Source organism: Marinobacter sp. SS13-12 (assembly GCF_030227115.1).
Taxonomy (GTDB): domain Bacteria; phylum Pseudomonadota; class Gammaproteobacteria; order Pseudomonadales; family Oleiphilaceae; genus Marinobacter.
In genome coordinates, this window is sequence record NZ_JASSUA010000001.1 from 1,426,556 (window position 1) to 1,452,492 (window position 25,937).

The 25,937-nt window shown below is 58.2% G+C and carries 26 protein-coding genes and 1 pseudogene; 9 read left to right on the forward strand and 18 right to left on the reverse strand.

Annotation, left to right across the window (positions count from 1 at the left end):
- Positions 1-11: 11 nt before the first annotated feature.
- Positions 12-842: an ion transporter gene (locus QPL94_RS06530; protein WP_285356313.1), complete on the reverse strand. Its 831-nt coding sequence runs from the start codon at positions 840-842 to the stop codon at positions 12-14.
- A 145-nt stretch (positions 843-987) separates the two neighbouring features.
- On the reverse strand, positions 988-2,349 hold the full coding sequence (locus QPL94_RS06535) for an MFS transporter (RefSeq protein WP_285356314.1): 1,362 nt from the start codon (positions 2,347-2,349) through the stop codon (positions 988-990).
- Between the two features lie 313 nt (positions 2,350-2,662).
- Here QPL94_RS06535 and QPL94_RS06540 point away from each other — a divergent pair, with 313 nt between their 5' ends.
- Complete coding sequence (locus QPL94_RS06540) at positions 2,663-3,124, forward strand: universal stress protein (RefSeq protein WP_137435644.1); 462 nt, start codon at positions 2,663-2,665, stop codon at positions 3,122-3,124.
- Positions 3,125-3,152: 28 nt separating this feature from the next.
- Positions 3,153-4,658, forward strand: coding sequence for an MFS transporter (locus QPL94_RS06545; protein WP_285356315.1), 1,506 nt, complete (start codon positions 3,153-3,155; stop codon positions 4,656-4,658).
- 571 nt (positions 4,659-5,229) lie between these two features.
- Here QPL94_RS06545 and QPL94_RS06550 read toward each other — a convergent pair.
- Positions 5,230-6,822 (reverse strand): MFS transporter, encoded by a 1,593-nt coding sequence (locus QPL94_RS06550; protein WP_285356316.1) that lies wholly within the window; start codon positions 6,820-6,822, stop codon positions 5,230-5,232.
- A gap of 257 nt (positions 6,823-7,079) precedes the next feature.
- Entirely contained in the window at positions 7,080-8,225 is a 1,146-nt protein-coding gene (locus tag QPL94_RS06555; protein ID WP_285356317.1) for an NnrS family protein, read from the reverse strand.
- Positions 8,226-8,338: 113 nt separating this feature from the next.
- On the opposite strand from QPL94_RS06555, the gene QPL94_RS06560 reads away from it, so the two are divergent.
- Entirely contained in the window at positions 8,339-8,902 is a 564-nt protein-coding gene (locus tag QPL94_RS06560) for a YIP1 family protein (RefSeq protein WP_285356318.1), read from the forward strand.
- Here the strand turns inward: QPL94_RS06560 and trhA are convergent, their stop codons facing one another.
- Positions 8,903-9,592, reverse strand: a complete 690-nt coding sequence (trhA, locus tag QPL94_RS06565; protein ID WP_285356319.1) for a PAQR family membrane homeostasis protein TrhA — start codon at positions 9,590-9,592, stop codon at positions 8,903-8,905.
- Between the two features lie 172 nt (positions 9,593-9,764).
- Here trhA and wrbA point away from each other — a divergent pair, with 172 nt between their 5' ends.
- Positions 9,765-10,364, forward strand: coding sequence for an NAD(P)H:quinone oxidoreductase (gene wrbA, locus QPL94_RS06570; RefSeq protein ID WP_285356320.1), 600 nt, complete (start codon positions 9,765-9,767; stop codon positions 10,362-10,364).
- Between the two features lie 85 nt (positions 10,365-10,449).
- Here the strand turns inward: wrbA and QPL94_RS06575 are convergent, their stop codons facing one another.
- The 9 genes and pseudogenes from QPL94_RS06575 to QPL94_RS06615 form a co-directional block, all read right to left on the reverse strand.
- The gene (locus QPL94_RS06575) at positions 10,450-11,157 is read right to left on the reverse strand and encodes a Crp/Fnr family transcriptional regulator (RefSeq protein WP_285356321.1); all 708 of its coding nucleotides are present in this window, start codon (positions 11,155-11,157) and stop codon (positions 10,450-10,452) included.
- A 96-nt stretch (positions 11,158-11,253) separates the two neighbouring features.
- A complete protein-coding gene (locus tag QPL94_RS06580) occupies positions 11,254-12,750 on the reverse strand; it encodes a nitrite reductase (protein ID WP_285356322.1) in 1,497 nt (498 codons plus the stop codon).
- Positions 12,747-13,583, reverse strand: a pseudogene (cobA, locus tag QPL94_RS06585) (uroporphyrinogen-III C-methyltransferase); the annotation flags it as partial. The gene QPL94_RS06580 and the pseudogene cobA, both read right to left, overlap by 4 nt.
- Before the next feature lie 38 nt (positions 13,584-13,621).
- The gene (gene nirJ, locus QPL94_RS06590; protein ID WP_285356324.1) at positions 13,622-14,818 is read right to left on the reverse strand and encodes a heme d1 biosynthesis radical SAM protein NirJ; all 1,197 of its coding nucleotides are present in this window, start codon (positions 14,816-14,818) and stop codon (positions 13,622-13,624) included.
- Between the two features lie 13 nt (positions 14,819-14,831).
- Positions 14,832-15,347, reverse strand: coding sequence for a siroheme decarboxylase subunit beta (gene ahbB, locus QPL94_RS06595; protein ID WP_285356325.1), 516 nt, complete (start codon positions 15,345-15,347; stop codon positions 14,832-14,834).
- The gene (locus QPL94_RS06600; protein ID WP_285356326.1) at positions 15,322-15,804 is read right to left on the reverse strand and encodes an Lrp/AsnC family transcriptional regulator; all 483 of its coding nucleotides are present in this window, start codon (positions 15,802-15,804) and stop codon (positions 15,322-15,324) included. The genes ahbB (QPL94_RS06595) and QPL94_RS06600 overlap by 26 nt, the downstream gene beginning before the upstream one ends.
- Positions 15,788-16,333, reverse strand: a complete 546-nt coding sequence (ahbB, locus tag QPL94_RS06605; protein ID WP_285356327.1) for a siroheme decarboxylase subunit beta — start codon at positions 16,331-16,333, stop codon at positions 15,788-15,790. The genes QPL94_RS06600 and ahbB (QPL94_RS06605) overlap by 17 nt, the downstream gene beginning before the upstream one ends.
- Complete coding sequence (locus tag QPL94_RS06610; RefSeq protein ID WP_285356328.1) at positions 16,330-16,794, reverse strand: AsnC family transcriptional regulator; 465 nt, start codon at positions 16,792-16,794, stop codon at positions 16,330-16,332. The genes ahbB (QPL94_RS06605) and QPL94_RS06610 overlap by 4 nt, the downstream gene beginning before the upstream one ends.
- A 27-nt stretch (positions 16,795-16,821) precedes the next feature.
- Positions 16,822-18,546: a cytochrome D1 domain-containing protein gene (locus QPL94_RS06615; protein WP_502881512.1), complete on the reverse strand. Its 1,725-nt coding sequence runs from the start codon at positions 18,544-18,546 to the stop codon at positions 16,822-16,824.
- A 215-nt stretch (positions 18,547-18,761) separates the two neighbouring features.
- Between QPL94_RS06615 and QPL94_RS06620 the strand changes: the two genes are divergently transcribed.
- The 5 genes from QPL94_RS06620 to QPL94_RS06640 are packed head-to-tail and all read left to right on the forward strand — an operon-like array spanning position 18,762 to position 22,247.
- Positions 18,762-19,127 carry a c-type cytochrome gene (locus tag QPL94_RS06620; RefSeq protein WP_285356329.1) on the forward strand — a complete coding sequence of 122 codons (366 nt, stop codon included), beginning with the start codon at positions 18,762-18,764 and terminating at the stop codon, positions 19,125-19,127.
- Positions 19,128-19,153: 26 nt separating this feature from the next.
- Positions 19,154-20,371 carry a cytochrome D1 domain-containing protein gene (locus tag QPL94_RS06625; RefSeq protein WP_285356330.1) on the forward strand — a complete coding sequence of 406 codons (1,218 nt, stop codon included), beginning with the start codon at positions 19,154-19,156 and terminating at the stop codon, positions 20,369-20,371.
- Positions 20,355-21,122 carry a PhnD/SsuA/transferrin family substrate-binding protein gene (locus tag QPL94_RS06630; RefSeq protein ID WP_285356331.1) on the forward strand — a complete coding sequence of 256 codons (768 nt, stop codon included), beginning with the start codon at positions 20,355-20,357 and terminating at the stop codon, positions 21,120-21,122. Before QPL94_RS06625 ends, QPL94_RS06630 begins: the two co-directional genes overlap by 17 nt.
- The gene (locus QPL94_RS06635) at positions 21,119-21,907 is read left to right on the forward strand and encodes a CbbQ/NirQ/NorQ/GpvN family protein (protein WP_137435623.1); all 789 of its coding nucleotides are present in this window, start codon (positions 21,119-21,121) and stop codon (positions 21,905-21,907) included. Before QPL94_RS06630 ends, QPL94_RS06635 begins: the two co-directional genes overlap by 4 nt.
- Positions 21,873-22,247, forward strand: a complete 375-nt coding sequence (locus tag QPL94_RS06640) for a hypothetical protein (RefSeq protein ID WP_285356332.1) — start codon at positions 21,873-21,875, stop codon at positions 22,245-22,247. Before QPL94_RS06635 ends, QPL94_RS06640 begins: the two co-directional genes overlap by 35 nt.
- 34 nt (positions 22,248-22,281) lie before the next feature.
- Here the strand turns inward: QPL94_RS06640 and QPL94_RS06645 are convergent, their stop codons facing one another.
- From QPL94_RS06645 to QPL94_RS06660, 4 genes are read right to left on the reverse strand one after another with little or no spacing between them, the layout of a single operon-like run.
- Positions 22,282-22,521, reverse strand: a complete 240-nt coding sequence (locus tag QPL94_RS06645) for a cytochrome C oxidase subunit IV family protein (RefSeq protein WP_285356333.1) — start codon at positions 22,519-22,521, stop codon at positions 22,282-22,284.
- A 12-nt stretch (positions 22,522-22,533) separates the two neighbouring features.
- Positions 22,534-23,106 carry a cytochrome c oxidase subunit 3 gene (locus QPL94_RS06650; protein ID WP_285356334.1) on the reverse strand — a complete coding sequence of 191 codons (573 nt, stop codon included), beginning with the start codon at positions 23,104-23,106 and terminating at the stop codon, positions 22,534-22,536.
- A gap of 4 nt (positions 23,107-23,110) precedes the next feature.
- The gene (locus tag QPL94_RS06655; protein ID WP_285356335.1) at positions 23,111-24,934 is read right to left on the reverse strand and encodes a nitric oxide reductase activation protein NorD; all 1,824 of its coding nucleotides are present in this window, start codon (positions 24,932-24,934) and stop codon (positions 23,111-23,113) included.
- Positions 24,935-24,949: 15 nt separating this feature from the next.
- Complete coding sequence (locus tag QPL94_RS06660; protein ID WP_285356336.1) at positions 24,950-25,900, reverse strand: 4Fe-4S binding protein; 951 nt, start codon at positions 25,898-25,900, stop codon at positions 24,950-24,952.
- Between the last annotated feature and the right edge of the window lie 37 nt (positions 25,901-25,937).

Consider the following 25,937-nt stretch of genomic DNA (forward strand, 5'->3'; position numbering starts at 1 on the left):
AAAGCCGGGGGTCAGTGGCCCCCGGACTTCTCTGACATCTGCCTGGTCAATTCCTTCAACTGTTCCTGCACCCCCTGCAGCTGGCGGGCAATCTCATCCCGCTCGTCGTGGGCCTGTTGCGCCTGTTTGGCGTTCTGCTCCTCGCTCATCACTTCCAGAATCGCCCCGATCATCATGTTCAGGAATACAAACGCCGTCAGGAAGATAAACGTCAGATAGTAGATCCAGCTTAGCGGATACTGATCCATGGTGGCGTACATGACGTCTGTCCAATCCTCGAAGGTTGCCACCCGGAAAAGGGTAAGCATGGCGATGGCAACATCCCCCCACAGCTCCTCATCCACTTTCGCAAAGAACATGGAGCCCATGGCGGCGTAAATATAGAAGATGATGAACATCAGCACAGCGATGTAGCCCATGCGGGGAATGGCTTTCAGCAGGGAGTTGATCAGAAACCGCAGCTCCGGCACCACGGAAATCAACCTCAATACCCTGAACACCCTCAGCAGCCGGCCGAGCAGAACCGCGTCTGAATTGTCCAGCGGAATCAGACTGCCAAGCACAACAAGCGTATCGAACAGGTTCCAGCCGTCCATCAGGAAGCGTTTCTTGTTGGGGCAGGCGGCAAACCTGAACAGTATTTCCAGCAGGAAAAAAATCGTGATGGCGTTGTCCATCACGATCAGTGAACCTTCCACCAGTGGCGGCAATTCATAGGTTTTGGCGCCAATCGTCAGGGCGGACAGGATGATGATGCCAATGACAACGCTCTGGAATAGCCGGCTGGATTCAATGTGTCGCAGCCGCTCGAAACCGGTTGCTGAACTCGATTGGGGTGACATGGATAACAACAACTCCAGGCAGTTCGTGGAGCCCGAATTCTAAAGCGAGTGGGACGAGTTGGATACAGCCTGCGAAAAAAGCCCCCGGAGGTCGGGGGCGTGGTAGCGCAGGTCAAGGCTACAAGGGCAAAAGCTTCTGAGAGTGTTACTTCAGGGGCGGATGGCCCTTGGTCAGCCGGTCATTCTCCCTGTCCGGGCGGTTCAGCGGATAGAACAGCTGCGGCGATGCCAGCTCCGGCAGGTCGGTCTTGGACTCCTGGGCCGCCCATTCCACCCTTTCGGCAGAACGGATGGCGTAGTGCATCCAGACGAGGGCAGAAGCCACGATCACGAACATCAACATAAAGCTGCTCTGCCAGACCCCGGTAATGTCGTTCAGCACACCAAACATCAGTGGCAGCAGGAATCCCCCAAGGCCGCCTATCATGCCGACGACGCCGCCCACAGCGCCAACGTGGGTGGGGTAGTAGACCGGGATGTGCTTGTACACAGCCGCCTTTCCCAGTGACATGAAAAAGCCGAGGATGAAGGTGAGAACCACGAATGGCACCAGGCCTACTTCGAGGAAGAAGCGGATATCGCCATCAATGCCGTGTACCACGTATTCGGTTGGCGGGTAACTGAGCAGGAAGGTGCAGATCACTGAGGCGATAAAAGTCCAGTACATAACGCGGCGAGCGCCGTAGCGATCTGACATCCAGCCGCCAAGTATCCGGAACAGGGAAGCAGGGATGGTATAGAGCGCGGCAATCATGCCGGCGGTTTTGATGTTCAACCCGTAAACGCCAATCAGGTAGTGGGGCAACCACAGAGCCAGGGCGACGAACGCGCCGAATACAAAGAAATAATAGAGCGCGAAACGCCACACCCGTAGCTCCTTCAGCGGCGCCATCTGCTCCATGAAAGACTGGGATTGCTTGCTGGCGCGCTCTTTTGCCATAGGGTCTTCTTTGGCAAGGAGAATGAACAGCACACCCATGATGGCCAATACCGTGGCATAGACCTGGGCCGTACCCTGCCACCCCAGAGCCACAAGAAGGAAAGGGGCACCGAAATTGGTCACGGCCGCGCCCACGTTACCCGCTCCGAAGATACCCAGTGCCGTGCCCTGACGCTCGCGTTCGAACCAGGCAGCGGTGTAAGTCACACCGACGATGAATGAGCCGCCGGCCAGACCAACCCCAAGTGCGCCCACCAGCAACATCAGGTAGCTGTTGGCAAAGGTAAGGAGGTAAACACAGGCTGCTGTTGTCAGCATCAGCACGCCGAACACCCAGCGGCCCCCGAAGCGATCTGTCCATATGCCGAGGAACAGCCGGCTGACGGAGCCGGTGAGGATAGGCGTTGCCATCAACAATCCCAGTTGGGTATCCGAAAGCCCGAAGTCCTGGCTGATCTTGATGCCGATAATCGAAAAAATGGTCCAGACCGCAAAACAGAGGGTGAAGGCAAAGGTGGATATGCCCAGCGCCCGGTACTGTTCGGTTTTCGATACGCTGTTTTCCATGATGATTCCCCCCACTGCGAACGGCAAAACTATGGTTTTGACTGTATCCCGCCGGCCCCCCCGAGCTACTTGAACAATATCAAGAATGGCTGTCGGGCGGCCGTGGCATTGGAGGTACCCCTTCAAGGCAGGTAGGGGGTAGGCGATCGAGGCATGAAAGGCGGCAGGGGATATCGCTACTGTGTCTCTGGTGGGGTACCCGGGGCCGGATTTGACGCATATCAAGTGCTGGTAGCAGGCGATTGTGGGCTAATGCTGACATCTATCAAACCTGCCACGCGTGCGCGCTGGCATAACGGGTCTGGAGCCTACGATGAAAATCATGATTGCCTACGACGGTTCGAGGAATGCCAGGTTGGCCCTGGCACAAACCATCACCATGTTTCGGGATCTGAAACCACAAATCACGCTGGTTGCCGTGGCAGAAAATCCTCGCGACATCACCTCGGGAAATGAAGACTTCTTCCAGCAGGAAGTGGACGAGCTCAAACAGCATATATCAGAGGCCATGGAGGTGTGCCAGAAAGAGCAGATCGTTGCCGAAACCATGCTGCTGGAGGGTGATGCCCGCAAGATGCTGCTGTTTGCAGCGGAGAAGAAGATTCGCCCCGACATGCTGGTAATAGCCCGCCACAGCCACGAGCCCGATGGCGGATTCATTGCCCGATCCCTGACCTATTTCGTGGATGAGCTGGATTACATGACCTTCGGCAGCGTGAGCTCCTTTCTCGCGCGCCGGGTGCAGTGTCCGCTGCTCATTCTCCCCAGCCTTTAATAACCCTTGAATAGCCCCGGAGGCTGAAATGAAAGTCGCAGACGTATTCCACGTCCGCAATCCGGAAATCAGGGCACTGCACCTGACCTGGATTGCCTTCTTTATTACCTTTTATGTCTGGTTCAATATGGCGCCGCTGGCGTCCAGCATGCTGAAAAGTGTGGACTGGCTGACAAAGGATGACATTCGCCTGTTTGCTATCTGCAACGTGGCGCTGACCATTCCCGCCCGAATTATTGTGGGTATGGCCCTGGACCGCTTCGGTCCGCGTCGTGTGTTCTCGGTACTGATGGTATTGATGGCCATCCCGGCATTGGTGTTTGCTTTCGGCACCACCATGATGCAGCTGCTGGTCAGCCGGCTGGTTCTGAGCTCGATCGGTGCCAGCTTTGTGGTGGGCATTCACATGACCGCCATGTGGTTCAAGCCAAGGGATATCGGTTTCGCCGAGGGCTTCTACGCCGGCTGGGGCAATTTCGGTTCCGCAGCCGCAGCCATCTCCCTGCCGACTATTGCCCTGCACATGTATGGCGGTGAAGACGGCTGGCGCTGGGCCATTGCCCAGAGCGCGATCTTCATGGCGGCTTATGGTGTTTACTACTGGTTTGCCATCACAGACGGCCCTGTGGGGACTGTTCACCGCAAACCCCGCAAGGCGATTGCGCTGGAAGTCAGCACCTGGGGCGATATGGTCAAACTCATCCTGTGGACCATTCCTCTGGTCGGAGTGCTGGGTATCCTGGTGTGGCGCATCGAGAGCATGGGATACATCGGCAGGACCGGTGCTCTGATCTGCTATGGAGTCATCACCGCGATTGTGATCTACCAGATCATCCAGATCCTGCGGGTGAACATTCCCATCCTCAAAAAAGGCGTGCCGGAGGACGACAAGTACCCATTCAACAGTGTAGCCGCCCTCAATAGCACCTATTTCGCCAACTTCGGTGCGGAACTGGCGGTGGTGTCCATGCTGCCCATGTTCTTTGAAGAAACCTGGAGCCTGAGTGCGGCAGCCGCAGGCATGATTGCGGCCTCCTTTGCCTTCGTGAACCTGTTGGCGCGCCCGATGGGTGGCCTGGTCTCCGACCGCATGGGCAACCGCCGCTTTGTCATGCTGGCCTACATGTTCGGCATCTCAATCGGTTTTGCACTGATGGGATTCATGAACTCCAGCTGGCCGCTGATCATTGCCGTTGCCATCACCGTGTTCACTTCGTTCTTCGTGCAAGGAGCGGAAGGCGCCACTTTCGGTATCATCCCGTCTATAAAGCGTCGCCTCACCGGGCAGATCTCCGGTATGGCCGGTGCCTACGGCAATGTGGGTGCAGTGGTGTACCTCACCATCTTCACCTTTGTAACTCCTACTCAGTTCTTCTACATCATTGCGGCGGGTGCCTTCATCAGCTGGGTACTGTGCCTGATGTGGCTGAAAGAGCCGGAGTCCGGCTTTGCAGAAGAGTACCAGGTGTCCTCTGTTGACCTTCAGATTGAAGAGGAAGAGCGCCAGAAGCAGGCTGCCGCAACGGCTGGATAGCCACCGCCAGCTTACCTTCACCAAAACCCGCCCGGAGCAATCCCGGCGGGTTTTTTTATGCTCGTATTCTGTTGAGGTGTGGAGGCCTGAAAACACCAGGGTGAACTGGATGGGAATTCTGGAACGCTGCTCTGGCTGGCTTGGGGCGTTGCTGGCGGTTGTTATGTTGGTGGCTATGGGGGAGGTCCTCTGGTAAGACGATACTCTGCAAGAGCGTGATATAAGGGGAGGAGCACGCTGGTTGTGACGGCGCAAGAGGGGAATGCAGAACAGGCTTGCCGCCTGGTTGGACTTGCCGTCTGGCTGGAAAGGGGGCGCGGATTGATGCCAAGGTGGTCAGACAGCACTCATTTGGGCTGTCAGGAACAGGAATCCTTAACTGGTGCGGTTACTCTTGAGCACAGGCGCGGACGCAGACATAGAGAACAGGAATAGAGAACAGGATAGGGCACACCGCAAAGGTTCTTGCCTTGTCGGTCAGCGCAGAGGAAGTGGGCGAGGATGGGGAGGTTATAACGAAAGCCGGCCCCAGAGGGGCCGGCAATCTGAGTTGGAATAGCTTACTTCTGCATTAGGGATTCTTGATGTAGGCATTCTTGCGCAGATAGAACCACCAGTTAACCACCAGGCATACGGCGTAGAACACCGCAAAGCCGTACATGGCCAGTTCCGGGGTGCCGGCCTGGATTTCCTGCCCCATTACCCTGGGCGCAATGAAGGCGCCGTACGCGGCAACGGCAGAGGTCCAGCCAAGTACTGGCCCCTTCTGCTGAACATCAAAGATAACGCCAATGCTGCGGAAGGTGGAGCCGTTACCAATGCCGCTGGCAGCAAACAGCACGATGAACAGAATCAGGAAGACCGGGAAGTAAACATTGGGATCGGTAGAGTTGTAGGCCAGCATCATCACATAGCCTGTTGCCACCGATGCCACCACCATGACCGCCGAGATAATCTGGGTCACGATGGAACCGCCCATCTTGTCAGAGATCCAGCCACCCACCGGACGAATTAGAGCCCCCACGAAAGGTCCGATCCAGGCCCAGGTTAGCGCACTGGGTGCATCAGGATTGGTGACGCGGGTTACGGTGCCGTCCGCGGCTACATCCATCATGTTGCCGAAGATAACGCTGATGGACAGCGGCAGGGCAGCGGAGAAGCCGATGAATGAGCCGAAAGTAAGGATGTACAGCACCGTCATGGACCAGGTGTGCTTGTTGCTGAAGATGGCAAACTGCTTCTGGATGTTGGGTTTGATATCACCGGGGATCAGTCGCAGAAGAACCAGTGTCAGAATGATGGTGAGCGGTAACGCCACCCACATGTTCAGAATGCCCAGGGCATACACCCCAACCAGGGAGGTGGCGAGGCCAACCACATACAGGCCGATGATCTTGCCAAAGGCTGAGGCAGGACTGCCCGGGTTCGGAGTAATGGTGCGCAGGTTGTTCATGCCGAACCAGCCAGCGAAGGCCAGGGGAATCAGAAAGACCAGCCAGATAAAGCCGGCGTTCTGGATCCAGGTATCAGTACCGGCTTCAATGCGACCGATCAGAGTACCGCTCGGGCTCTGCAGCTCCAGGGGGCCGCCTGCGAGTGCTCCAAAAACTCCCACGGTCATTACCAGGGGAATCACCACCTGCATGGTGGTCACACCAAAGTTGCCGAGCCCGGCGTTCATGCCCAGCCCATAGCCCTGCTTGCTCTTTGGATAGAAAGAGCTGATGTTGCTCATGGAGCAGGCAAAGTTACCGCCACCAATGCCTGACAGCAGCGCCAGCGCCTGGAAAACGATAAACGGGGTGTCGGGATTCATCAGAGCGATGCCGGTTCCCAGGGCGGGGAGCATCAGCAAGGCGGTGGTCAGGAAGACCGTATTGCGGCCACCAGCAATTTTGATCATGAACGATGCCGGAATTCGTAGTGTCGCACCAGAAAGTCCGGCAATGGCCGTCAGTGTGAACAGTTGATCAACGGTGAAAGGAAAACCCAGATTCTTCATCTGGGTGGTGATCATGCCCCACATCAGCCATACGGCGAAGCCCATAAGCAGGCTGGGGATGGAAATCCACAGGTTGCGGGAGGCGATGCGCTTGCCTTCCTTCTCCCAGAATTCCTCGTTTTCGACATCCCATTGTTCGATGTCGGCATTGGTTTTGGCCATGATAACTGCTCCTATGGTTGCTGACCCGGAGCCACGGCTAGGGTGGCATGAGGGCTATGGGGGTCATTCTGCAAACGGAAGGTGCAAGGTGATCATGATAAATATCAAGGACACCGGCAGAGGGTTGGTTGTCGCTTTTTCAGCTTTCCAGAGGCCCGGAAAGTGGTGTTAAAAGTCCTTTTAAAATATAAGGTTATGTTGGTAATACAACTGATGGAGTAGTGAGTGTCAGCCACTGGCGCAGTGGAGGTAGCCAATCATTTCCGGCGCTGTTGGCTGGCGCGAAACAGGGTAGCGAGCTGTATCGCAACCAGCCCGTAAGCAGTTGACCAGCACAGGGCGGATAACCAGAGCAGCCCCGGATGTGCAAACGGAGTTGCGCCTGCCTGTAACCGGGCCAGTACTGCCACCGCCATGGCGACAGCGATGGCGAGCACCTGCCAGGTCGGAGGAAAGGTCCGCCTCGCCCTTTGCCAGGCCAGGCGCAGCATCACACTGATAGACAGGGTGCCGAGAGCGCCAATAGTGATTACATGGAGCGCTGGCAGGGGGTTGTTTCCCTGCAAGAGATAAACGCCCGTGGTACCTGCTCCTGCTGCAAGCCAGACATAGCCAATCCCCAGTACCAGTAAATCCGGCCTGTTCATGCAACGCCAGAGCTTCCAGCGCAGGGCGCGGATCAGCATCAATATCGCTGAGAGCACCAGGGCGAGGCCGGTAACAATATCCGCACGTGGCATGAGCACAAACACCATTGCTGCCAGCAGGATCACCAGCAGTGTACCTTCAATTCGTGGCTGCACTCTTGCTTCCAGGGGAATACCGCGTTTTTCCAACGTGCCGGCCACAGCCGGAGCAATGATTCTGCCGCCCATGAACGTCATTAGCAGCAACAGGCCAAGTATGGCGGCCGTCATGACACGGCGTGTGTGGGGTAACGCAAGCCAGAAACCGGCCGGAGCATTAGCCGTAATCCAGAAGGCCACAGATAGCAGGCAAAGAACCAGGATCAGCGGGCCGGCGATCTTGTTGCGCCACTTCTTGGCGGCCTGGAACCTGGGTACGGCATAGTGGGCGAGCAACAGGGCAAAGGCCGGGCTCAGCAGCTGGGATATCGGGTTTTCCGGCGCCAGTGTCCAGCAAAGGCGAGCCACCAGCCAAAGCACAAACAGAGGTGCAAGAACTCGCCAGGGTTGGGGGCCGAGGGTATAACCGGCAATCAGCGCCAGCGCAAAACCGAATATCAGCTCATGGCCATGGCCGGCGCCCAGAAGCCCCGGTGGCCAGCCCGAACCAGACAGCACGGCATAGATGGACATGGGCACAACCACGGCTGCCCACAAAGCCGCCGCCGGGAAAAACAGCCAGAACGCATGAAACGGTTTTACCTTGGTTAGAGCCATCAATCTGTTACCGGTGGCGGAGTGCCGACTTGTCTGAGGTCATGGGGGATCCTTGACCCCACAGGTTGGCTTGGCTATCACAAAAGTACAAGAACCGATAAATGAGGTGCATCATGACTATCTCTCAGTTGCTGTATTTACCTTTCTCCGGAAACGGAGTGTGGTCGGAGCTCAAGCGCCTGAATCTGACGATTCCCTTCCTGGCATGGGTGGTGGTTGTGCCCCTGTCACTGTTACCACCGGTGCTGCTGTATTACGCGGGTACCCACTATGGCGATGCTTTCCTGGCCGGATTTGCTGACAAGGAATGGCGTTTTATAACAACCATTCTGTTCCTGGCGGAATTGCTGACGTTTTTCGTGATGGGCTGGCTTATCCGTGCCGTTCTTGAAGCGGACAAGATGGAAATCAGCTATCAGGACGCCTACCTATTGGCCGCCATAGCGCCCATACCCCTGTGGTTGTCCTCCCTGGCGCTGCTGGTACCGGTGCTGGCAGTGAGCGTATTGGCAGTCGCAGTGGGCCTGTTTCTTTCCTGTGCTCTGATTTATCAGGGCGTCCGGTCCCTCTGCCATCGCTCTGACAACGATGTTGTCGCCATGTCTGCCACTTACACCATTATGGCGGCGTCTCTGCTCGCCTGGGGCATTCTGATGGCGATGGTCTGGGCGTTCTGATCAGACCGTGTAGGGAAGCACCCCGTAGTAGACGGCACTGAAGTGCAGGGCACTGCCGCCGATCACAAACAGGTGCCACACCGCGTGCATATAGGGTATGCGGTCGGCCAGGTAAAAAATGACGCCGGCGGTGTAGACCACGCCGCCGGCGATGGTCAGGTAGAGTGCGGTTTCATTCAGGCTGGCTACCAGATCAGACGAGGCAAAGATGATCAGCCACCCCATGGCAATGTAGATGCCCACGCGGGCGAGCTTGAAGCGGTTTTTGAAGATGATCTTGAGCACTACTCCGGTAACTGCCAGGGACCAGATAATGGCAAACAGCGTCCAGCCCGTGGTGCCGCGCATGTTCACCAGCAGAAAGGGTGTGTAGCTGCCGGCGATGAGCAGGAATATGGCGCAATGGTCCAGGGTTTTGAAAATCGCCCGTAGCCGTGGGTGCCGGGCGCCATGGTAAAGCGCTGATGCCAGGTAGAGCAGTATCAGCGAGGCCCCGAATATGCTGAAGCTGACAACCTTCCAGGCGTCCCCCAGTTGGCTGGCCGCAACAATCAGGGCAACTGTTCCGATAACACTGAGAATGGCTCCCAGGCCGTGGGTGGCAGTGTTGAGCCATTCTTCAATGCGGTAGTGGGGAGATTCCGTGGCGGTGCCGGTCGCTTTCATCAATGTTTTTTCCAGTTCGGTCATGGCGATACGGTACTTCAGCGTACAGGTGTACGCAATGGCTGGCGCGTGACACCTCCGTGAGAATGATCAGAAATTCTGAACAAGCCGAATGAAATCTTCCGGTTTTTCGATAACGTTCGCGGGCGTAGGCTTAGGGCATCCATTAACTGTATCAAGCAGAGGCTCTGAACGTATGGCAAAGGTACTTGTTCTTTATTACTCCATGTACGGCCACATCGAAACCATGGCCAGCACTGTGGCAGAGGGCGCAAAGGGTGTCTCTGGCGCTGAGGTGACGGTCAAGCGTGTTCCGGAAACCATGTCCGACCAGGCATTCCTGGGCGCCGGTGGCAAATCCGAGCAGGCGGCACCGGTCGCGGACCCCAAAGAGTTGCCGGAATACGATGCCGTCATCTTCGGCACGCCGACGCGGTTCGGCAATATGTCCGGCCAGATGCGTACCTTCCTGGACCAGACCGGCGGACTGTGGGCTGAGGGTAAACTCCACGGCAAGCTTGCCAGCGTGTTCACCTCAACCGGAACCGGTGGCGGCCAGGAACACACCATCAGCTCGTTCTGGACCACACTGGCTCACCACGGCATGGTGATCGTGCCGCTTGGCTATGGCATTCCGGATTTCTTCGATGTGTCGGAGATGAACGGTGGCACGCCCTATGGCGCCTCGACCATTGCCGGTGGTGATGGCTCCCGCCAGCCCAGTGAGAAGGAACTGAACATCGCCCGCTATCAGGGCAAACTTGTGGCGGAACTGGCCGTTAAACTACACGGCTGATAGTGACAGTATTGATCAAGCGTTGAGCGTCTTTCAGGGCAGCAGGCGAGAGCTTGCTGCCCTTTTTTGTGTTGTATCTCCGGCCTTACTTCCGGTCACCCAGGGCGCCGGTTTTCAGCCGTGAGAAAGTTGCAGGCACCACCCCCAGCCAGGAAGCCAGCTGGTTATCCGGCACACGCTTCACCAGCTCCGGGTATTCCTCCAGCAGCAACAGGTATCGCTCCCTTGCGGACATGGTGTGTTTCCGGAATTCCCTCATGCTGGTCAACTCCGCCATTTCCTCGGTCAGCACCAGGGCGAATCTGGGCCAGAGTCCTTCACCGTGAGACTGGATCGCGGACCGGAATGCGGAAAAATCAGCGACCCAGGCTGTGACCGGGGTTACGCTCGTCAGGCACAGGGTGTTTCGTACAGTGCGGCTACGGCCGAAGACCGGCCAGACCATGTCGCCCTCGGAGAAGAAATGGTGCACGGAGACCTTGCCGCTCGGTGCTTCCCGGAACAGCCGCATGATGCCGTACTGAATCAGGTAAACGTTTGCCCAGGGGGTGTCATGTTTTTCCAGGGTGGTTTCGGCATCCACCCTGCGCTGGTGGAAAAGGCGGGCGAGGTCAGCCAGAAACCGTGCATCCGGATCGTTTTCGTGCCCTGCGAGACGAATACCGAATATTCGGCTCAGGCCATTCAGCAGGGCCGTCGACGCGGGCGCGGTATCTTGCTGGATGATGTCCGGGTTGTTTTCGCCCAGCATGCAGGGTGCAGAGGATACCTTTGGCCTGAGAATACTGTTCATGGTGTTGGCCCTGTTATGAGTGTCAGGCCAATTATGGTATCAAAAAAACATCTTTTGAAATGACTTAAATCATTAAGCCTTTTTCACTGAGTCGATTTAGTGACTGGTCCCTTCCTCGTAATTGATCTTGTTCCAGACGTTGTATTTGCCAGACGGCTTGTTCATAGGGATACGCTTTTCTTCCTTCAGGGTATCGGCGTCGTAAACGATCACAGCCCCGTCGTTATCCCAGATACTCAGCAATAGTTTTTCACCGTACCGGTCGAATTCGACATGGGCGGCGACTTTGCCCGGAGCGGGCTGTAGCGTTTTGACGATTTCCAGGGTCTGCTTGTCGATGACGTGGACCTTGTCCTTGTTCGGGCCAAAGAACACATCCACCCAGGCGTAGCGGGAGTTCTCGTGGCTGCGCATGAAGAAGCCGGGACCTTCGGTTTCCAGGGTCTTGATGACTTCCCAGTTGTCCATGTCGATGATGGAAACGGCACCAGTTCGGAAGTGCGGGGTGGCCATTACCCGTTTGCCCTGATACTCCCAGGTTATGCCGGATCCCAGGTGCGGCATACCGGGAAGGGGCAGGTCGGCGACGGTTTTGCCGGTGTCGAGGTTGATCACCAGACCATGTTTGCCGTCGCGGGCAGCGCCGATGAGATGGTCGTAACCGGGGTCGAAGAAGAAGTCATCCAGCCAGGTGTCGGTCTGCATCCGGCGGACGTTGGGTTTGCCCTCTTCCACAGTGATTTCCCAGGCTTCGGGAATGTCCTTGAGCGCGGCAATGAAGCTGTCCCGGGGTGGCGCGGCGTACACGGCGCTGACACGGGAGCTGTCACCGGCGTCGTTTTCGACCGGGATGATGTCCATCAGTTCAAGGTTGTCAGCATCAAACAGCACCAGAGTATGGGGCAGGTAGTTGGCGGCCATTACGTAGTTGCCGTCAGCGGAGACAGCGATGTTTCGCATGTTGATACCGGCCCGAACTTCGGCAGTCACTTCCAGGTTGTACAGGTCGTATTTGGTAATCCAGCCGTCCCGGGAGCCGAAGTAAACGTAGCGGCCGTCCGGGCTGTATTTCGGGCCACCGTGCAGGGCGTAGCGGCTCGGGAAGCGGTGGATGGGTTCCATCCGGTCGCCGTCGAGCAGCGTCACGTGATGGTCCCCGATTTCCACTACCAGGAACAGATTCATCAGGTCTGCTTCGTAAGCCGGTTCATCCGGCAAAGAACCTTGCGGGTGGGGTAACAGGTGGCTGTCGAGAATTTCTGCCTTTCCCCAGGTTGGCGTGTTGGCAGGTGGGCGGTAAATGTACTCCGCCAGCGCAGTGATGGATTCGGAGTCGAGGATATCGGCATAGGCCGGCATCTGGGTTGCGGGCCGGCCGTTCCGGATTGCATCCTCGGCCTGGGGCATTTTGAGCCGGGACAGGTTGTCCGGCAGCAGGGCAGGGCCCATGCCGCCCAGGCGATCGGAACCATGGCAGCTGGCGCAGTGCTGCTGGTAGAGAACCTCAGTCTCCGGGTCGGTACTGGCCTGTAACGAGGCAGGAAGAAGCAGGCTGGTGGCCAGAAGCAGCAGTGTATCTTTGCGGATCATCATGCCGGCCGGCCTCCTGCGCTGGCTGCAATGGCTGAACTGTGGCCAGACTGCCACCCTGCTGCAGTGGGCTGAGCCAGTTTGTCTGCAAGATGGACGACCTCACCCACAATAATCAGTGTCGGGGGCTGGAAGCCTTCACGAAGAATGGTGGCCTCAAGTTTCGCGAGGCTGGTTACCGCCATGTGTTGTTGCGGCGTGGTCCCCCGCTCAACCAGTGCCACCGGGCAGTCCCCTGGCAGGCCATGGGCCATGAGTTCACGGACAATGGTCGGAGCATTATGGAGTCCCATATAGAACACCCGTGTCTGGCCCGGCGCTGCCAGCACACGCCAGTTCAGCTCCAGGGACTGGTCGGCCTTGCGATGGCCGGTTACGAAGGTCACGCTCTGGGAGTAATCCCGGTGAGTCAGTGGTATGCCGCAGTATGAGGCGCAGCCAGCGGCCGAGGTGATGCCCGGCACCACCTGGAAATCAATGTCATTATCCACCAGGAATTCCGCTTCCTCACCACCACGGCCGAAAATGTAGGGGTCGCCGCCCTTGAGCCGAACCACCCGGCGCTGTTTTACGGCCAGCTGAACCAGCAGCTCATTGGTGTCTTCCTGGGGAACATAGTGGCAACCGCTGGCTTTGCCCACATGAATGCGTTCGGCAGCCGGGTTCACCAGCTCCATGATTTGGGGCGATACCAGGCGGTCATACACCACGGCATCGGCCTGCTGTATCAGCATCAGGGCCCGCAGGGTCAGCAGGCCCGGGTCGCCCGGGCCTGCTCCGACAATGGCGACTTCTCCGGCCCGTAAGGGTTGTTCCGCCAACTGGAACTCCACCAGGCACTTCTTCCTTTGGCTGGTTGTCATGATGCTTGTCCTTACAGGTTATGAACCGGAATCTCGGTAACGGGGGCGGCTACGCGCCGGGGCATGTCGATAACGCCAATTTCTTCATTGGTGAGGTAACAGCCGGGGTCCTCTTCCCAGTAATCACGGGAAATGTTGTAGGCCCGTACCCGGGTGTTGCCATTGCAGATCGACAGGTAGCGGCAGTCGGCACAGCGACCCTTGACCGGGCGTGGGCTCTGGCGGAAACCGACCATCAGCGGATCATTGGCTTCGGACCAGATCCGGGAGAAGGGTTTGTTGCGGACGTTGCCCAGGTTGTAGTCCCACCAGAAGGTATCCGGGTGAACCTCCCCAAGGTTGTCGATGTTGGAAATGTTGACGCCGGAGGCATTGCCTCCCCAGTAGGTCAGCCGTTGTTTCAGGGCCGGAACCTGGTCGGGGTAGTGTTCCTCAGCCCACTGCAACAGGAAGGGGCCGTCGGCATCGTTGTTGCCGGTTACGTATTCCCGTTCGATGCCGCGCTGGAGTTCGTCGTGGCAGTGGTCGAACAGCAGGGTCATGGCCTCGCGGGTCATGTCGTACCAGGCATCGCGCTTGCGGTTGCGACCGCCCCGGCCGGAATAGTTCAGGTGTGACAGGTAGAACTTGTCGATGTCGTGCTCGTCCAGCAGCTTGAGCATGTCCGGTAGCTGGGGGAAGTTGTCCTGGGTGAGGGTGAAGCGCAGGCCCACCTTGATGCCTGCCTTCTTGCAAAGCTCAACGGCCTTCATGGAGGCCGCGAAGGCGCCTTTCTTCTGGCGGAATTCGTCGTGTGTCTGTTCCAGTCCGTCGATGCTGATGCCCACGTAGTCGTAGCCGGCCTCAGCGATCTGCCCGATATTCTCTTCGGTGATCAGCGTGCCGTTGGTGGAAAGGCCGACGTAGAAGCCCATGGCTTTGGCGCGGTGGGAGATATCAAAGATATCCGGGCGCATCAGTGGCTCGCCACCGGACAGGATCAGCACGGGTACGCCGAAATCCTTGAGGTCGTCCATCACGGTATAGACCTCATCGGTGCTCAGTTCGCCCTTGAAATCCACATCGGCGGAGATGGAGTAGCAGTGTTTGCAGGTGAGGTTGCAGCGACGGATCAGGTTCCAGATCACCACCGGCCCGGCCGGTTTCGGGACCGGGCGCACCGGAGCCGGGTTCATCAGGCTCTTGATGTAGCGGGTCATTCTGAACATGGTGCTTCCTCTCTCATGATTTCCGCAGCCGCAGACCGGTTTTTTTCAGGATGGCCGAGCTGTAAAGAATGGTGTGACCTTGGCAGGTGTCCCCGAGCAATTCGTGAATCTGCGAAGCCTTGTCTTCTACTTCTTCACGGCTGGTGCCGTGAACCATGGCGAACAGGTTGTAGTTCCAGTAGGGCAGGTGCCGCGGCCGTCGGTAGCAGTGGCTGACAAAGGGCAGTTCACCCACCTGCCGGCCCATGTCGGTGATGGCATCGTCGCGGACATCCCAGACCGTCATGCCATTGAAGCGATAACCCAGGCGGTAGTGATCGGGCACGGCGGCCACCCGGCGGATAACGCCGGCGTCCTGCATTCGTTGAAAACGGGCCAGAACTTCGTCTGCCGGCAACCCCAGTTCCTTGCCCAGGGCTCCCCAGGGGTCCGGTACCAGGGGCAAACCGCCCTGGGTGGCCAGGATCAGTTTCCGGTCAAGCGCGCAAAGCCTGTAATTCTCGTCAGACCGGGAAGTGGAGATGGACATGGAACTCCTCCTCCTTGGGCATGTTGTAAACGGGGTAGCCTGTCGAGGATTCGATCCCGGCAATAACCCGTGCTATGTCGTCCGGGGCTTCCGTTGCCACTACAAACCACATGTTCAGTTCATGTTCCCTGCGGTAGTTGTGGGCCACTTCGTCGAACTCGTTAACCTTTGCGGCGACGTTTTCAAAGTCCTGTTCGGGAATGCGCATGGCGGCCAGGGTCAGACCGCCACCCATTTCGCCGGCGTGAAACATGGGGCCGAAGCGCGTGAGAATGCGACGGTCCAAGAGGTTCTGGAGGGTGTGAAGAAGCACCTGCTCGGAGATGCCCAGCTCGTCGGCTACCGCTTTGTAGGGCGAGTGCACCAGGGGCAGCCCCGTCTGCAATCGGTTAATGACTGTCCGCTCCACCTCGGTAAATTCGCCAGTTGTCTCGGGGCATTCAGTCATGGCTGACATAACGGCCTCCCCGTTGCCGGTAGGCTTTGGTGCTGAACAGCACGGCATGGGGCGTCTGCTCCAGCCCCTGATCGGCGATCAGCGTTGCCAGCTGGCTCAGAACCCGTTGCCGGTCAACGCCGTGAATCATGCAGAACAGATTGTAGGGCCAGTCCGGGAGCCTCCGTGGGCGCTGATAGCAGAGTGTAACGAAGGGCGCGCGGGCCAGAGTCCGGCCCAGGTTTAGTACCTGATTGTCCGGGATATCCCAGACAACCATGGCGTTGGCGGTATAACCAAGCGTCCGGTGCCGGACCACCAGCCCGAATCGTTTGATGAGCCCCTGGTCCTGCCACTGCCTGATGGCTGCCATCACTTCCTGCTCGGACAGACCGGTCAGTTCTGCCAGCGCCTGGTAAGGGCGTGGCGTAAGTGGAAGGCCACGTTCCAGCTGTTGTCTGAGTCGTAGTAAACCCCACGCACTGACAGGTCCGACACCGGCAATTTCCGGCACCACGGTCAGATATTCCGGTGACGAAGAAGCTGTCATGGCAGCGCCTCCCAGTCGATATCGAAGCCCAGGTCGATGTGGTGGGCCTCCACCATGGGCAGCCGGAGCATGGGAAGCCTGAGCTGGTGTTCGAGTTCGTCGAGCCGCTCTTCCAGAGTGTCTTCATCCGGCGCGGTCATGACAAACCAGAGATTGTAGGTGTGCTCGCGGGCGTAATTGTGGTTCACCCCCGGAGCACGGTTAACCCGGGCGGCAACGATATCCAGCTGTTCGTCTGGTGCCGCCACGGCAGCCAGCAGGCTCGTGCCCGCCCGGCTGTGTTCGAAAACCGGCCCGACCCGGCTGAGAACCTGGCTGTCCTGGAGCAACTGCAGTCGTTCAATGACGTCCTCTTCAGCGATGCCCAATTGCCGGGACATTGCCTCGTAGGGCCTTTCACAGACAGGAAGCTCCCGCTGGAAAAGGTTGATCAGTTGTCTGTCAGTGGTATCCAGTCTCATCAGTGCTCTCCTCCGGGCCGGAACCGATCAGTACACGTCGTGCTGGGTGTTGTAGACGTTGAACTTGCCGGTCGGTGTGACCAGCCGTTCGTCTGTGATCACCTTTTTCAGCTCGCGGGTTTTGTCGTCGACAATCACCAGGGCCGATTTCTTGTCCTGGGTGTTCCACACCGAGAACCAGACTTCGTCGCCTTCGACGTTATACTCCGGCTGTACGACCCGCTTCGGTCCTTCGCCAAGGTCCGCCCATTCTGCAATCGGGAGGACGTCATAACCGGCTTCCAGATTGTTGATGTCGAATACCGCAACGCTCTGGCTGATTGCCTCGGCAGGGTTCAGGGCGGTATCAACCCAGAGGTTGGAGGATTTCGGGTGGGTCTTGATGAACAGCGAACCACCGCCCTGACCGTCCAGGGTTCTGACGACTTTCCACGCCTTGTCCGGGTGGCCTTCGGGGTCCGTGCCAATCATCTGGATGGTCGGGTCGCCCAGATGGCTGGTTGCCCACACCGGACCATGCTCCGGATCCACGAAGTTGGCGCCGCGGCCGGGGTGGGGAATCTTGCCCACATCTACCATGGCTTCGAGGTTACGGTCCTGGGAGTCAACCACGGCGATCTTGTCAGACTGGTTGGCGGCGGTGAGGAAATACCTCATGCTGCTGTCCCAGCCACCGTCGTGGAGGAAGCGGGCGGCATCAATGTTGGTGATGGAGAGGTTTTCCAGGTCCTCATAGTTCACCAGCATGATCTTGCCGGTTTCCTTCACGTTGACGATGAACTCCGGGTGCTTGTGAGAGGCCACAATGGCGGCGACCCTTGGCTCCGGGTGGTATTCCTGGGTATCCACGGTCATACCGCGGGTGCCGACGATTTTCTTCGGCTCCAGGGTTTGCCCGTCCATGATCACGAACTGTGGCGGCCAGTAGGTGCCTGCTATTGCAAGCTTGTCTTCCCAGCCCTTGTACTTGGAGGTTTCCACGGAACGGGCTTCCATGCCGACCTTGATCTTGGCCACGGTGTTGGGCTCTTCCATCCACAGGTCGATCATGTTGACCAGGGCATCACGGCCGATAACGAAGACATAGCGCCCGGAAGCCGACATGCGGGAAATATGAACCGCGTAGCCAGTGTCGATAATGTGCGCAATTTCATGAGTATCGCCGTCAATCAGGGCTACCTGGCCGGCATCCCGCAGCGTCACACTGAACAGGTTCTTCAGGTTCAGGTCGTTCATCTGCTTGGTGGGACGTTCTTCGGGCGGGACAACGACTTCCCAGGTGGCCTTCATATCTTCGAGACTGAACTCCGGAGGCTGGGGAGGTTCGTGCATGATGTACTTGGCCATCAGCTCCACCTCGTCCTCGGTAAAGTCGCCGGAGGTCAGCCAGTTAGGCATGCCTGCCGGTGAGCCATAACTGATAAACACCTTGAGGTAGTCGATGCCTCGTTCCTGGGTGATGTCGGGAGTCAGCGGTTTTCCCGTGGCACCCTTACGCAGCACGCCGTGGCAGCCGGCACAGCGTTCGAAGTAGATCTGCTTGGCTTTTTCGAATTCTGCGTCGGTAAGGTCCGGAGCGCCTGGGGTGCGGACAACCTGGGCGGATTCGGGGTCCACCGAGCTGGAGGTACCCTCATAAGCGGTTGCTGAGGGATCTGGATCTTTCGGGGCGGCATGAACCGTCATCGCGGCAAGCGATGCAATAGCAACGGCCAGTGCCAGAGGTTTGGGAAATATATTACTTACTCTCATCAGGTTCTCTCCTTGGATTTAAGAGTCCCTCTAGGTTTCTCTTCTTTACCCTCATGAACATTGATTAATGTCAGATGTTTGTTTTTTGTCCAGCGTTTACCCAAAGGTGGGTACACCCAAAGAGTTCTGGCATTGGCTGGTTGTTTTAACCAATATCAAGGATGGCATTTGGCAGGGTCGTCAGGATGCGGGTAATACGTGGGAGGAAGCAGGGATTGAACAGAGTCTGGTTGGCAGGTCAAAGGCGAAATCGGGTTATCAGCATGCTCTGTGCCGGTCTGTTTTTTGCCCCTGCGGTGCTGCTTGGTAGTGAGGACGGCAATGCTCCGCCTCAGCAGGCCCGGCTGGCAAACCTGGTGATTCAGGATTGCGGTTCCTGTCACGGGCTGACTCTTCGTGGTGGGCTCGGCCCGCCATTGCGACCGGAGAATCTCGGACATCTGCCAGTGGAGGCTATTGCCGCCATTGTCAGCGAGGGCGTCCCGGGTTCCGCCATGCCGCCCTGGAAACCGCTGTTATCCCCTGAAGAGATTCGCTGGATCAGCGAACAGTTGAAATCCGGTGCGCTGGTTTCGCCCTGAGGGCCAATCTGGAGGAATGATCAATCATGGATCTAAAGTTCAAGGCGCCCTGCAAGTTGCTGTTGGCATTGCTTCTGGCCTTTGGCCTGAGCGGTTGTCAGGCACTCTCAGGATCAGACTCCCGCCCCCACATCATGGGTACCGGTGATCTGGGACTGATCGTTGAGCGCGCGACTGGTTCGGTGCTGGTCATCAATACATCCCGCCATGAAGTACTGGGCCGCATTGAGGGCCTGGGGGATCTGTCCCATGCATCCGTGGTCTATTCCAGGGACGCCCGCTACGGGTACGTGTTCGGTCGGGACGGTGGCCTCACAAAGGTGGACCTGTTGAGCCAATCCATTGTCGACAGGGTTATCCAGTCCGGTAACAGCATCGGCGGTGCGATTTCACAGGATGGCCGCTATGTGGCGGTGTCCAACTACGAGCCGGGTGGCGTGAAAGTGTTTGACAGCCAGACCATGGAGCTGGTGGCAGATGTACCTGCTACATACACCAGCGGGCACGGTGAGACCGGCCAATCGAAAACCGTCGGTCTGGTGGACGCGCCAGGGAACCTGTTTGTGTTCAGCCTGTTTGAGGCGGGAGAGATCTGGACCCTCGACATGAGTGACGAAACCGCTGAAATCACCCGTTTCGAGGCAGGCGAGTCGCCATACGATGCCTTGATCACCCCGGATGGCCGTTACTACATTGCGGGCCTGTTTGGAGAAGATGGCTTGTCGCTGCTGGATATGTGGAATCCGGAGCAGGGTGTGACAGAAATTTTGCCGGATTATGGCAAGGGTGAGCAGAAGCTGCCGGTGTACAAGATGCCTCATCTTGAGGGCTGGGCCATCGCCGACGGACGGGCTTTTGTACCGGCTGTGGGCCACCATCAGGTGCTGGTGGCCGATATGACGGACTGGTCACTGGTCGATCGAATTCCGGTCCAGGGCCAGCCGGTGTTTGTGATGGCCAGCCCGGACAATCGCCAGATCTGGGTGAGCTTTGCCCACCCGGATAACGATGTGGTACAGGTGATTGATTCGCAAACCCGGGAAATTATCCGCACGCTGGAACCCGGCGAGGCGGTTCTGCACATGGAGTTTACCCCCCGGGGCGAAGAAGTGTGGGTGTCAGCGAGGGACAGCAACCGGGTGACCGTTTACAACACCCGCACTCTCGAGCCGGTCGCAACGCTCAGAGCCGAGAAACCCAGTGGCATCTTTTTCACTAGCCGGGCCCATGCACTTGGTCTTTGAATCGCGGTGGGCATTGCCTGGCCTTGCGATGGCCGTGTTGTTTGCCGCCCATGCCGGCGCTGAAAGCGCGCGGATTCCGATCGGGATTGAGACTGCCACCGGTGCTGCGACGGTATCGCGCTACCGCTTGACGGAGTATCTGCGCTCACGGGGCTGCGAAGCCGACATCCGGGTCGGCGCCTCGGCGCCGGGCCTTGCGCTGGCTTTTTTGCCGGGCATCCCCGGGGATGCTGAGCCAGCACCGGTACTGGAGGCGGTGAACCGGGATGGCAATCTTCCGGTTGCGGTCTGGGTCACCCGCAGGACAGCCGGGGTGAGAAGTCTCAGTGAACTGCAGGGTCGTGACCTTGCCACAGTTGCCGGCCGCGATCCCCTGGGTGCGAGCCTGCCGCTGGTGGCGCTGAAGAAAGAGGGCATCGTGCCCGAGCCCGGTCAGTTATACGAAGCAGGTGACTACAGCTCTGCGCTGGGGTTATTGCTCCATAACAATACCTACGCTGCGGTTTCGGAGCTCGGGTTCGTGGAGCCTTTCCTGACCCGGAACAGCCTTGTGGTGAGCTGGTCCGGGGAGCCGACAATGGCGGCAGGCTGGTACCGGCAGGCCGGCTGGAACCACACTGTAGAGGCCTGTGAGCAGGCATTGGCCACATTAAAACGGGCAGATGATCGGCAAAGGTTCGCGATCTTCCCTGAATGGGTATACGGCTTTGCCTTACCCGACCGTCAGACTTCAAAGGATACAACCCAATGACGTTTTACCAGGCTGCAGGCAACGAAATAGAACTCTTTCAAGCCGCGGCAAATAACGGATTGCCTGTGCTCATCAAGGGGCCAACCGGCTGCGGCAAGACCCGCTTTGTCCGGTTCATGGCCGAAAAACTCGGGCGGCCGGTGTATACGGTTGCCTGCCACGATGACCTGACTGCCGCCGACCTGGTGGGCCGACACCTTATCGGCCCCGATGGCACTTACTGGCAGGACGGGCCTCTGACCCGGGCAGTGCGCGAAGGTGGCATCTGCTACCTTGATGAAGTGGTGGAGGCCCGCAAGGACACGACCGTTGTCCTGCACCCACTGGCGGACGACCGTCGGGAACTGCCGATCGAGCGCACCGGAGAGGTGCTGAAAGCGGCACCCGGTTTCATGCTCGTGGTGTCCTACAACCCCGGTTACCAGAGCCTGCTGAAAGGGATGAAGCCCAGCACCCGGCAACGCTTTGTCTCGATGAGTTTTGATTACCCGGATGCCGGGACAGAGCAGACCATTGTAATCGAGGAGTCCGGTTGCGATCGGGAGTTGGCGGAGCAACTGGTGAATCTGGCCCGGTCAGTTCGTAACCTCAAGGATCACGATCTGGAGGAGGCCGCTTCGACACGCCTGCTGATTCATACTGCCCATCTGATCAGGGCCGGCGTGCCCATCACGGAAGCCTGTCGGGCCGGGATGATAGAGCCATTGTCGGACGACGAAGCAACAGTCAGCGCACTCATGGAGGTGGTTTATGCCGTATTCGGGAAGTCAGACGAAGGCCAGTAGTGGGGCAGTCGTCCCTGTTGTCTGGTACCTGTTGAACCTGCTGGCCCTGCCGGTGATCGGATTCGCGGTACTGTTGTGGCTGTTTTTGAATACTGAGCAGGCATCAACCATACGACGGGCCCACGTACGGGCAACATTTTATATGTCGATCATTGGTGCAGTACTGATTTTCAGCGGTGTAGGGGTGTTCTGGCTGCTGTTTGGTAACACCGGCAACTTCTGGACCGGTGCCATTGTCTGGTCCATCGTTCTGCATACGTCGTTTGTGCTGTGGGGGATGATCGCTCTGGCTCAGGCTATTGGGGACAAGCCTCCTTATTTTCCCGGGAAATATCGATAACAGCAGAGGTCTGGTTGCTGGTTGCGCAAAGCTTTCAGCTTAACCAGTGAAAGACCGCCAAACCTGTAACCACAACCGGTGCCCATGCCTGTGCAGCGAAGCGCCAACCAGCGGGTGCCTTGCGCATTTCCATGAAATGATCGACCAGCAGAAGCGCTTTCACGATGACCAGTGCAAACACCAGCCACACCAGAACGGAAGCGTCGGCGCCTGCCTGCAAGGCAATCACCGGCGTCATTGTGCAAACCATCAGGGCAATGTAGACCGCTAGCATTTGCTCTCCTCCTTACGCCAGCACATACAGCATCGGAAACAACACCAGCCACACCAGGTCCACCATGTGCCAGTAGGATGCACCGGACTCCATGCCGTTCATGTCGTCCCCGTTGTAGTCGCCCCGCTTAACCTTCACTGCCAGTACAACCAGAATGATCTGGCCCAGTATCACGTGCATGAAGTGAAAGAAGGTGAGGAAGAAATAGAACATGAAGAAGGTGTCGGTACCGAGGTTGTAGCCGCTGCCGTAGAGGTCTGCGTATTCCCAGAGTTTGCCGAAGGTGTAGATGCAGGAGGCTGCGATGGCGCCCCAGAGTAACAAGGTGATGCCCGGCTGGCGGTGGCGCAGGCGGTGGACGGCGACGGCTACCAGGTAGCTGGCGGTGATCAGACCGATGGTGTTGACCAGGCCGGTCCAGGGATGCAGTACCTGTCGGCCGGCGCTGAAGGTTTCCGGGTCGAGGCTGCGGGCGACGCCGAAGCCGATGAACAGGATGCCGAATACCGCCAGTTCCGCAAAGATAAAGAACCAGACCGCGAGGTCTCCGGGCAGGTGACGGGTTATCGGGTCGGAAGCTTGCATGGGGTTAGCGGGTCAGGTTCATGTAGAGTTTTGGCAGCTGCAGCGGCAGCTGCACCGGGTCCTTGATGACCACGAAATGGTTGCTGCCAAAGACATAGGGCAGGTATTCGTTGGCGTCGTCGTCGATGGTGACGCAGAAGGGGGTCAGGCCTGCTTTGTGGGCTTCCTGGACGGCCATTCGGGTGTCTTCCACGCCGTACCGGCCCTCGTACAGGTCCAGGTCATTGGGTTTGCCATCAGTGAGCAGGAGCAGGATTTTCTGATGTTCGTGGCGGCCCTGAAGCAATCGGGTGGCCTGCCGGATGGCGGCGCCCATGCGGGTGTAGTAACCGGGTTCCAGTGCCTGGATGCGGCCGCGGCTGATGTCATTGTAGGGCTCGTCGAACGCCTTGATGTGATGGAAGCGCACGTGGTCCCGGCGGCGTGACGAGAAGGCGAAAATCGCAAACGGGTCCCTGCTTGCCTGCAGGGCCTCGCTGAGCAGTTGCAAGCCGTCCCGGGCAATGTCGATGACCCGCTGGCTGTTGTTGATGAAGGTATCCGTGGACATCGAGATGTCCGCCAGGATCAGGCATGCCAAATCCCGCTGGTTCTGTTTGCAACGGCGAAACAGCTTCTGGTCGATGACCCCGGTGCCCCGGCGATGCTGGACTTCCCGTTCCATGCAGGCGTCCATGTCCAGTTCCTCGCCTTCGGTCTGCCGGCGTTCCCATTGCCGGAGTGGTTTCAGGGCACTGAACTGACGGCGCAGCCTCGTGGCAGATTGCGACAGGTGGTCCGGCAGCCTGGTCGGAATTGATTCCTTGCTCAGCATGGGCTGCAGGCAACAGAAATTTTCCCGGTAGCTCTGGCTGCGCCAGTCCCATTCCGGCAGATGGATGCCGGGCCCCAGGTGCAGGTCGTCGTTTTCTTCAGAGGGCAGGTCCAGATCAAACTTGATGGCGGAGGACGCCTCCCGGCGGTCTTTGGAGACAGAAATCATGTCCATGTCATCGGCCACGGCATCGGCATCGTCCTCTTTGGTATCGTCGCTGGCACGGTCTACGGGAATAAACTCGCTCCAGGAGAACAGGCTTTCCAGGCGGAACAGCATCAGGCCCTGGTCTTTGTCGAAGGCATCCACTCGTTCTGCACGCCGGCGCTTGCGTTTTTTAGCCAAGCCTCCCGGCGTCGACGTCAGGTTATCGTCACCAATGATCTGGCCGGTGACCTTGCCAAGCGCAAGGGTGGGATAAAGCCAGATGATAACCGGCCAGGGATCGGACTCCGCCCGGGGCAGGGTTTCTACGCTGCCAGGATCGATCAGTGCCCGGCGAATGGCCTCTTCGCGGCGCCCTTCGGCCGCTGGCAGGGAATCAGGGGTTGGGCGCCATTGCAGGGTGTGGCGCACCAGCCGCTGGTAAACCGGTTCCAGCCCCGGCCATGTGGCCAGCAGGGTCTGGACCATGGCCTGGTTGCCGGTCAGCCAGTCGGAATCGGTGAGCTCACCAAGAGAAGCCAGCGCCGCCAGCCAGAGGTACAGGTCACGGTTAACTTTTTTCGAGGGAAACAGCGCCAGGCGCTCTGGCAGTCGAAGGCTCTGTTCATCACGCCAGGCCAGTTCAAACTTTTTGTGGGTGCCCGCCAGTTTTTGCAGGAATCGGCGGCGGGTACGGAAATGTCGGGGTTCGGCGGTGACCAGGCTCAGCGCCGGGTCACCACCCAGCGCCCGAAACAGGACGCCCAGGGTTCGCGCTTCATCTTTCAGATGAACCGCGTGCTCCGGGAACTCGCCCATGGCTTGCCGGGTAATGTACTCGTGCCACTTGAAGCCTACCCACTCTTCCATTTCAACTCCTCAGGTTCAGGCGCTTTGCTGGCGTGGGGATGGATCAACCTGGCGAACCGGAATCAGAACGGTCTGTTTGCCAGGTTCACCGGGCTCCCAGCTCAGCAGGGAACCTTCCGGATTGTTCTTCTGCACCTCGCGGCAGGCGCTGACACACTGCAGGCACTGGGTGCAGGTGAACTTAGCCCGCTTGTGGCTTCGTGTAGGTAGCCGCATCGGGCAGGCTTCGTCGCAGGCTTTGGTGCAGTCGCGACAGGCAGCAGCCCGTTCGGTATCAAAAGTGACAACCTTGCCTTTGCCATTGGTCATCCAGGCGATGCTCTGGACCACCCCGAAGGCGCAGCCGTATTTGCAGAACAGATGTCGGGCGAACAGGAAATCAAGGGTGAACAGTGACGTGGCCACGGCCAGGAAAATGGCCGGGTAAAGCGCCAGGTTGCCAGTAACCAGATCCGTATATAAAGGGATTGGTGGTAACAGGTAAGACAGCATGGCCAGCGCCCAGGAGAAGCCGATCAGTGCGCATGCCAGTGTCAGGCCAGCCCAGTGCAGTGCCTTTCCCCTCCGGCCCTTTTTCAGTGCCTCATACAATGTGGGGCGGCCGGTAATCCGGGTCATCAAATGATTGATGGTTTCTACAACCGAAAAGTGCGGACAAAGCCAACCGCAATAAATCCGCCCCCACTTCCAGGCGATCCAGAGTACCAGCGGAACCAGGAGTGTAATGGGGAGTATGAACCAGAACAGGATCTGCCCGGCCACTTCGGCCGGTGAACTCTGGCTGACCCAGGCCAGCTCGAGATTGAATGAAAGGGGAAACCCGAAAAGTATGAAGTGGGTTTCCGTAAGATCGTATCGGAAAATATTGAGCACCGGCGCAAGCAGAAACAGCCCGAAGAAAGCGGTGCGTGTCAGCAACCGTTTCTTCTGGAGAGTGTCCTTGTTCGGGAGTGTCTGCTCATGCACGGTAAATGTCCGTTGGGGGGTAGGCAGGCCGGAGCGA

Excerpts from the sequence above, each read along its gene's own strand:
- trhA (WP_285356319.1), bottom strand. The coding sequence starts at position 9,592 with ATGACCGAACTGGAAAAAACATTGATGAAAGCGACCGGCACCGCCACG.
- QPL94_RS06575 (WP_285356321.1), bottom strand. The coding sequence starts at position 11,157 with ATGAACAGTATTCTCAGGCCAAAGGTATCCTCTGCACCCTGCATGCTG.
- ahbB (WP_285356325.1), bottom strand. The coding sequence starts at position 15,347 with ATGTCCATCTCCACTTCCCGGTCTGACGAGAATTACAGGCTTTGCGCG.
- QPL94_RS06655 (WP_285356335.1), bottom strand. The coding sequence starts at position 24,934 with ATGGAAGAGTGGGTAGGCTTCAAGTGGCACGAGTACATTACCCGGCAA.
- QPL94_RS06555 (WP_285356317.1), bottom strand. The coding sequence starts at position 8,225 with ATGGCTCTAACCAAGGTAAAACCGTTTCATGCGTTCTGGCTGTTTTTC.
- QPL94_RS06615 (WP_502881512.1), bottom strand. The coding sequence starts at position 18,546 with ATGAGAGTAAGTAATATATTTCCCAAACCTCTGGCACTGGCCGTTGCT.
- QPL94_RS06625 (WP_285356330.1), top strand. The coding sequence starts at position 19,154 with ATGGATCTAAAGTTCAAGGCGCCCTGCAAGTTGCTGTTGGCATTGCTT.
- QPL94_RS06650 (WP_285356334.1), bottom strand. The coding sequence starts at position 23,106 with ATGCAAGCTTCCGACCCGATAACCCGTCACCTGCCCGGAGACCTCGCG.
- QPL94_RS06540 (WP_137435644.1), top strand. The coding sequence starts at position 2,663 with ATGAAAATCATGATTGCCTACGACGGTTCGAGGAATGCCAGGTTGGCC.
- QPL94_RS06535 (WP_285356314.1), bottom strand. The coding sequence starts at position 2,349 with ATGGAAAACAGCGTATCGAAAACCGAACAGTACCGGGCGCTGGGCATA.
- QPL94_RS06545 (WP_285356315.1), top strand. The coding sequence starts at position 3,153 with ATGAAAGTCGCAGACGTATTCCACGTCCGCAATCCGGAAATCAGGGCA.
- QPL94_RS06645 (WP_285356333.1), bottom strand. The coding sequence starts at position 22,521 with ATGCTAGCGGTCTACATTGCCCTGATGGTTTGCACAATGACGCCGGTG.
- wrbA (WP_285356320.1), top strand. The coding sequence starts at position 9,765 with ATGGCAAAGGTACTTGTTCTTTATTACTCCATGTACGGCCACATCGAA.
- QPL94_RS06550 (WP_285356316.1), bottom strand. The coding sequence starts at position 6,822 with ATGGCCAAAACCAATGCCGACATCGAACAATGGGATGTCGAAAACGAG.
- QPL94_RS06630 (WP_285356331.1), top strand. The coding sequence starts at position 20,355 with ATGCACTTGGTCTTTGAATCGCGGTGGGCATTGCCTGGCCTTGCGATG.
- ahbB (WP_285356327.1), bottom strand. The coding sequence starts at position 16,333 with ATGACAGCTTCTTCGTCACCGGAATATCTGACCGTGGTGCCGGAAATT.
- QPL94_RS06635 (WP_137435623.1), top strand. The coding sequence starts at position 21,119 with ATGACGTTTTACCAGGCTGCAGGCAACGAAATAGAACTCTTTCAAGCC.
- QPL94_RS06600 (WP_285356326.1), bottom strand. The coding sequence starts at position 15,804 with ATGTCAGCCATGACTGAATGCCCCGAGACAACTGGCGAATTTACCGAG.
- QPL94_RS06580 (WP_285356322.1), bottom strand. The coding sequence starts at position 12,750 with ATGATGATCCGCAAAGATACACTGCTGCTTCTGGCCACCAGCCTGCTT.
- QPL94_RS06610 (WP_285356328.1), bottom strand. The coding sequence starts at position 16,794 with ATGAGACTGGATACCACTGACAGACAACTGATCAACCTTTTCCAGCGG.
- nirJ (WP_285356324.1), bottom strand. The coding sequence starts at position 14,818 with ATGTTCAGAATGACCCGCTACATCAAGAGCCTGATGAACCCGGCTCCG.
- QPL94_RS06640 (WP_285356332.1), top strand. The coding sequence starts at position 21,873 with ATGCCGTATTCGGGAAGTCAGACGAAGGCCAGTAGTGGGGCAGTCGTC.
- QPL94_RS06530 (WP_285356313.1), bottom strand. The coding sequence starts at position 842 with ATGTCACCCCAATCGAGTTCAGCAACCGGTTTCGAGCGGCTGCGACAC.
- QPL94_RS06560 (WP_285356318.1), top strand. The coding sequence starts at position 8,339 with ATGACTATCTCTCAGTTGCTGTATTTACCTTTCTCCGGAAACGGAGTG.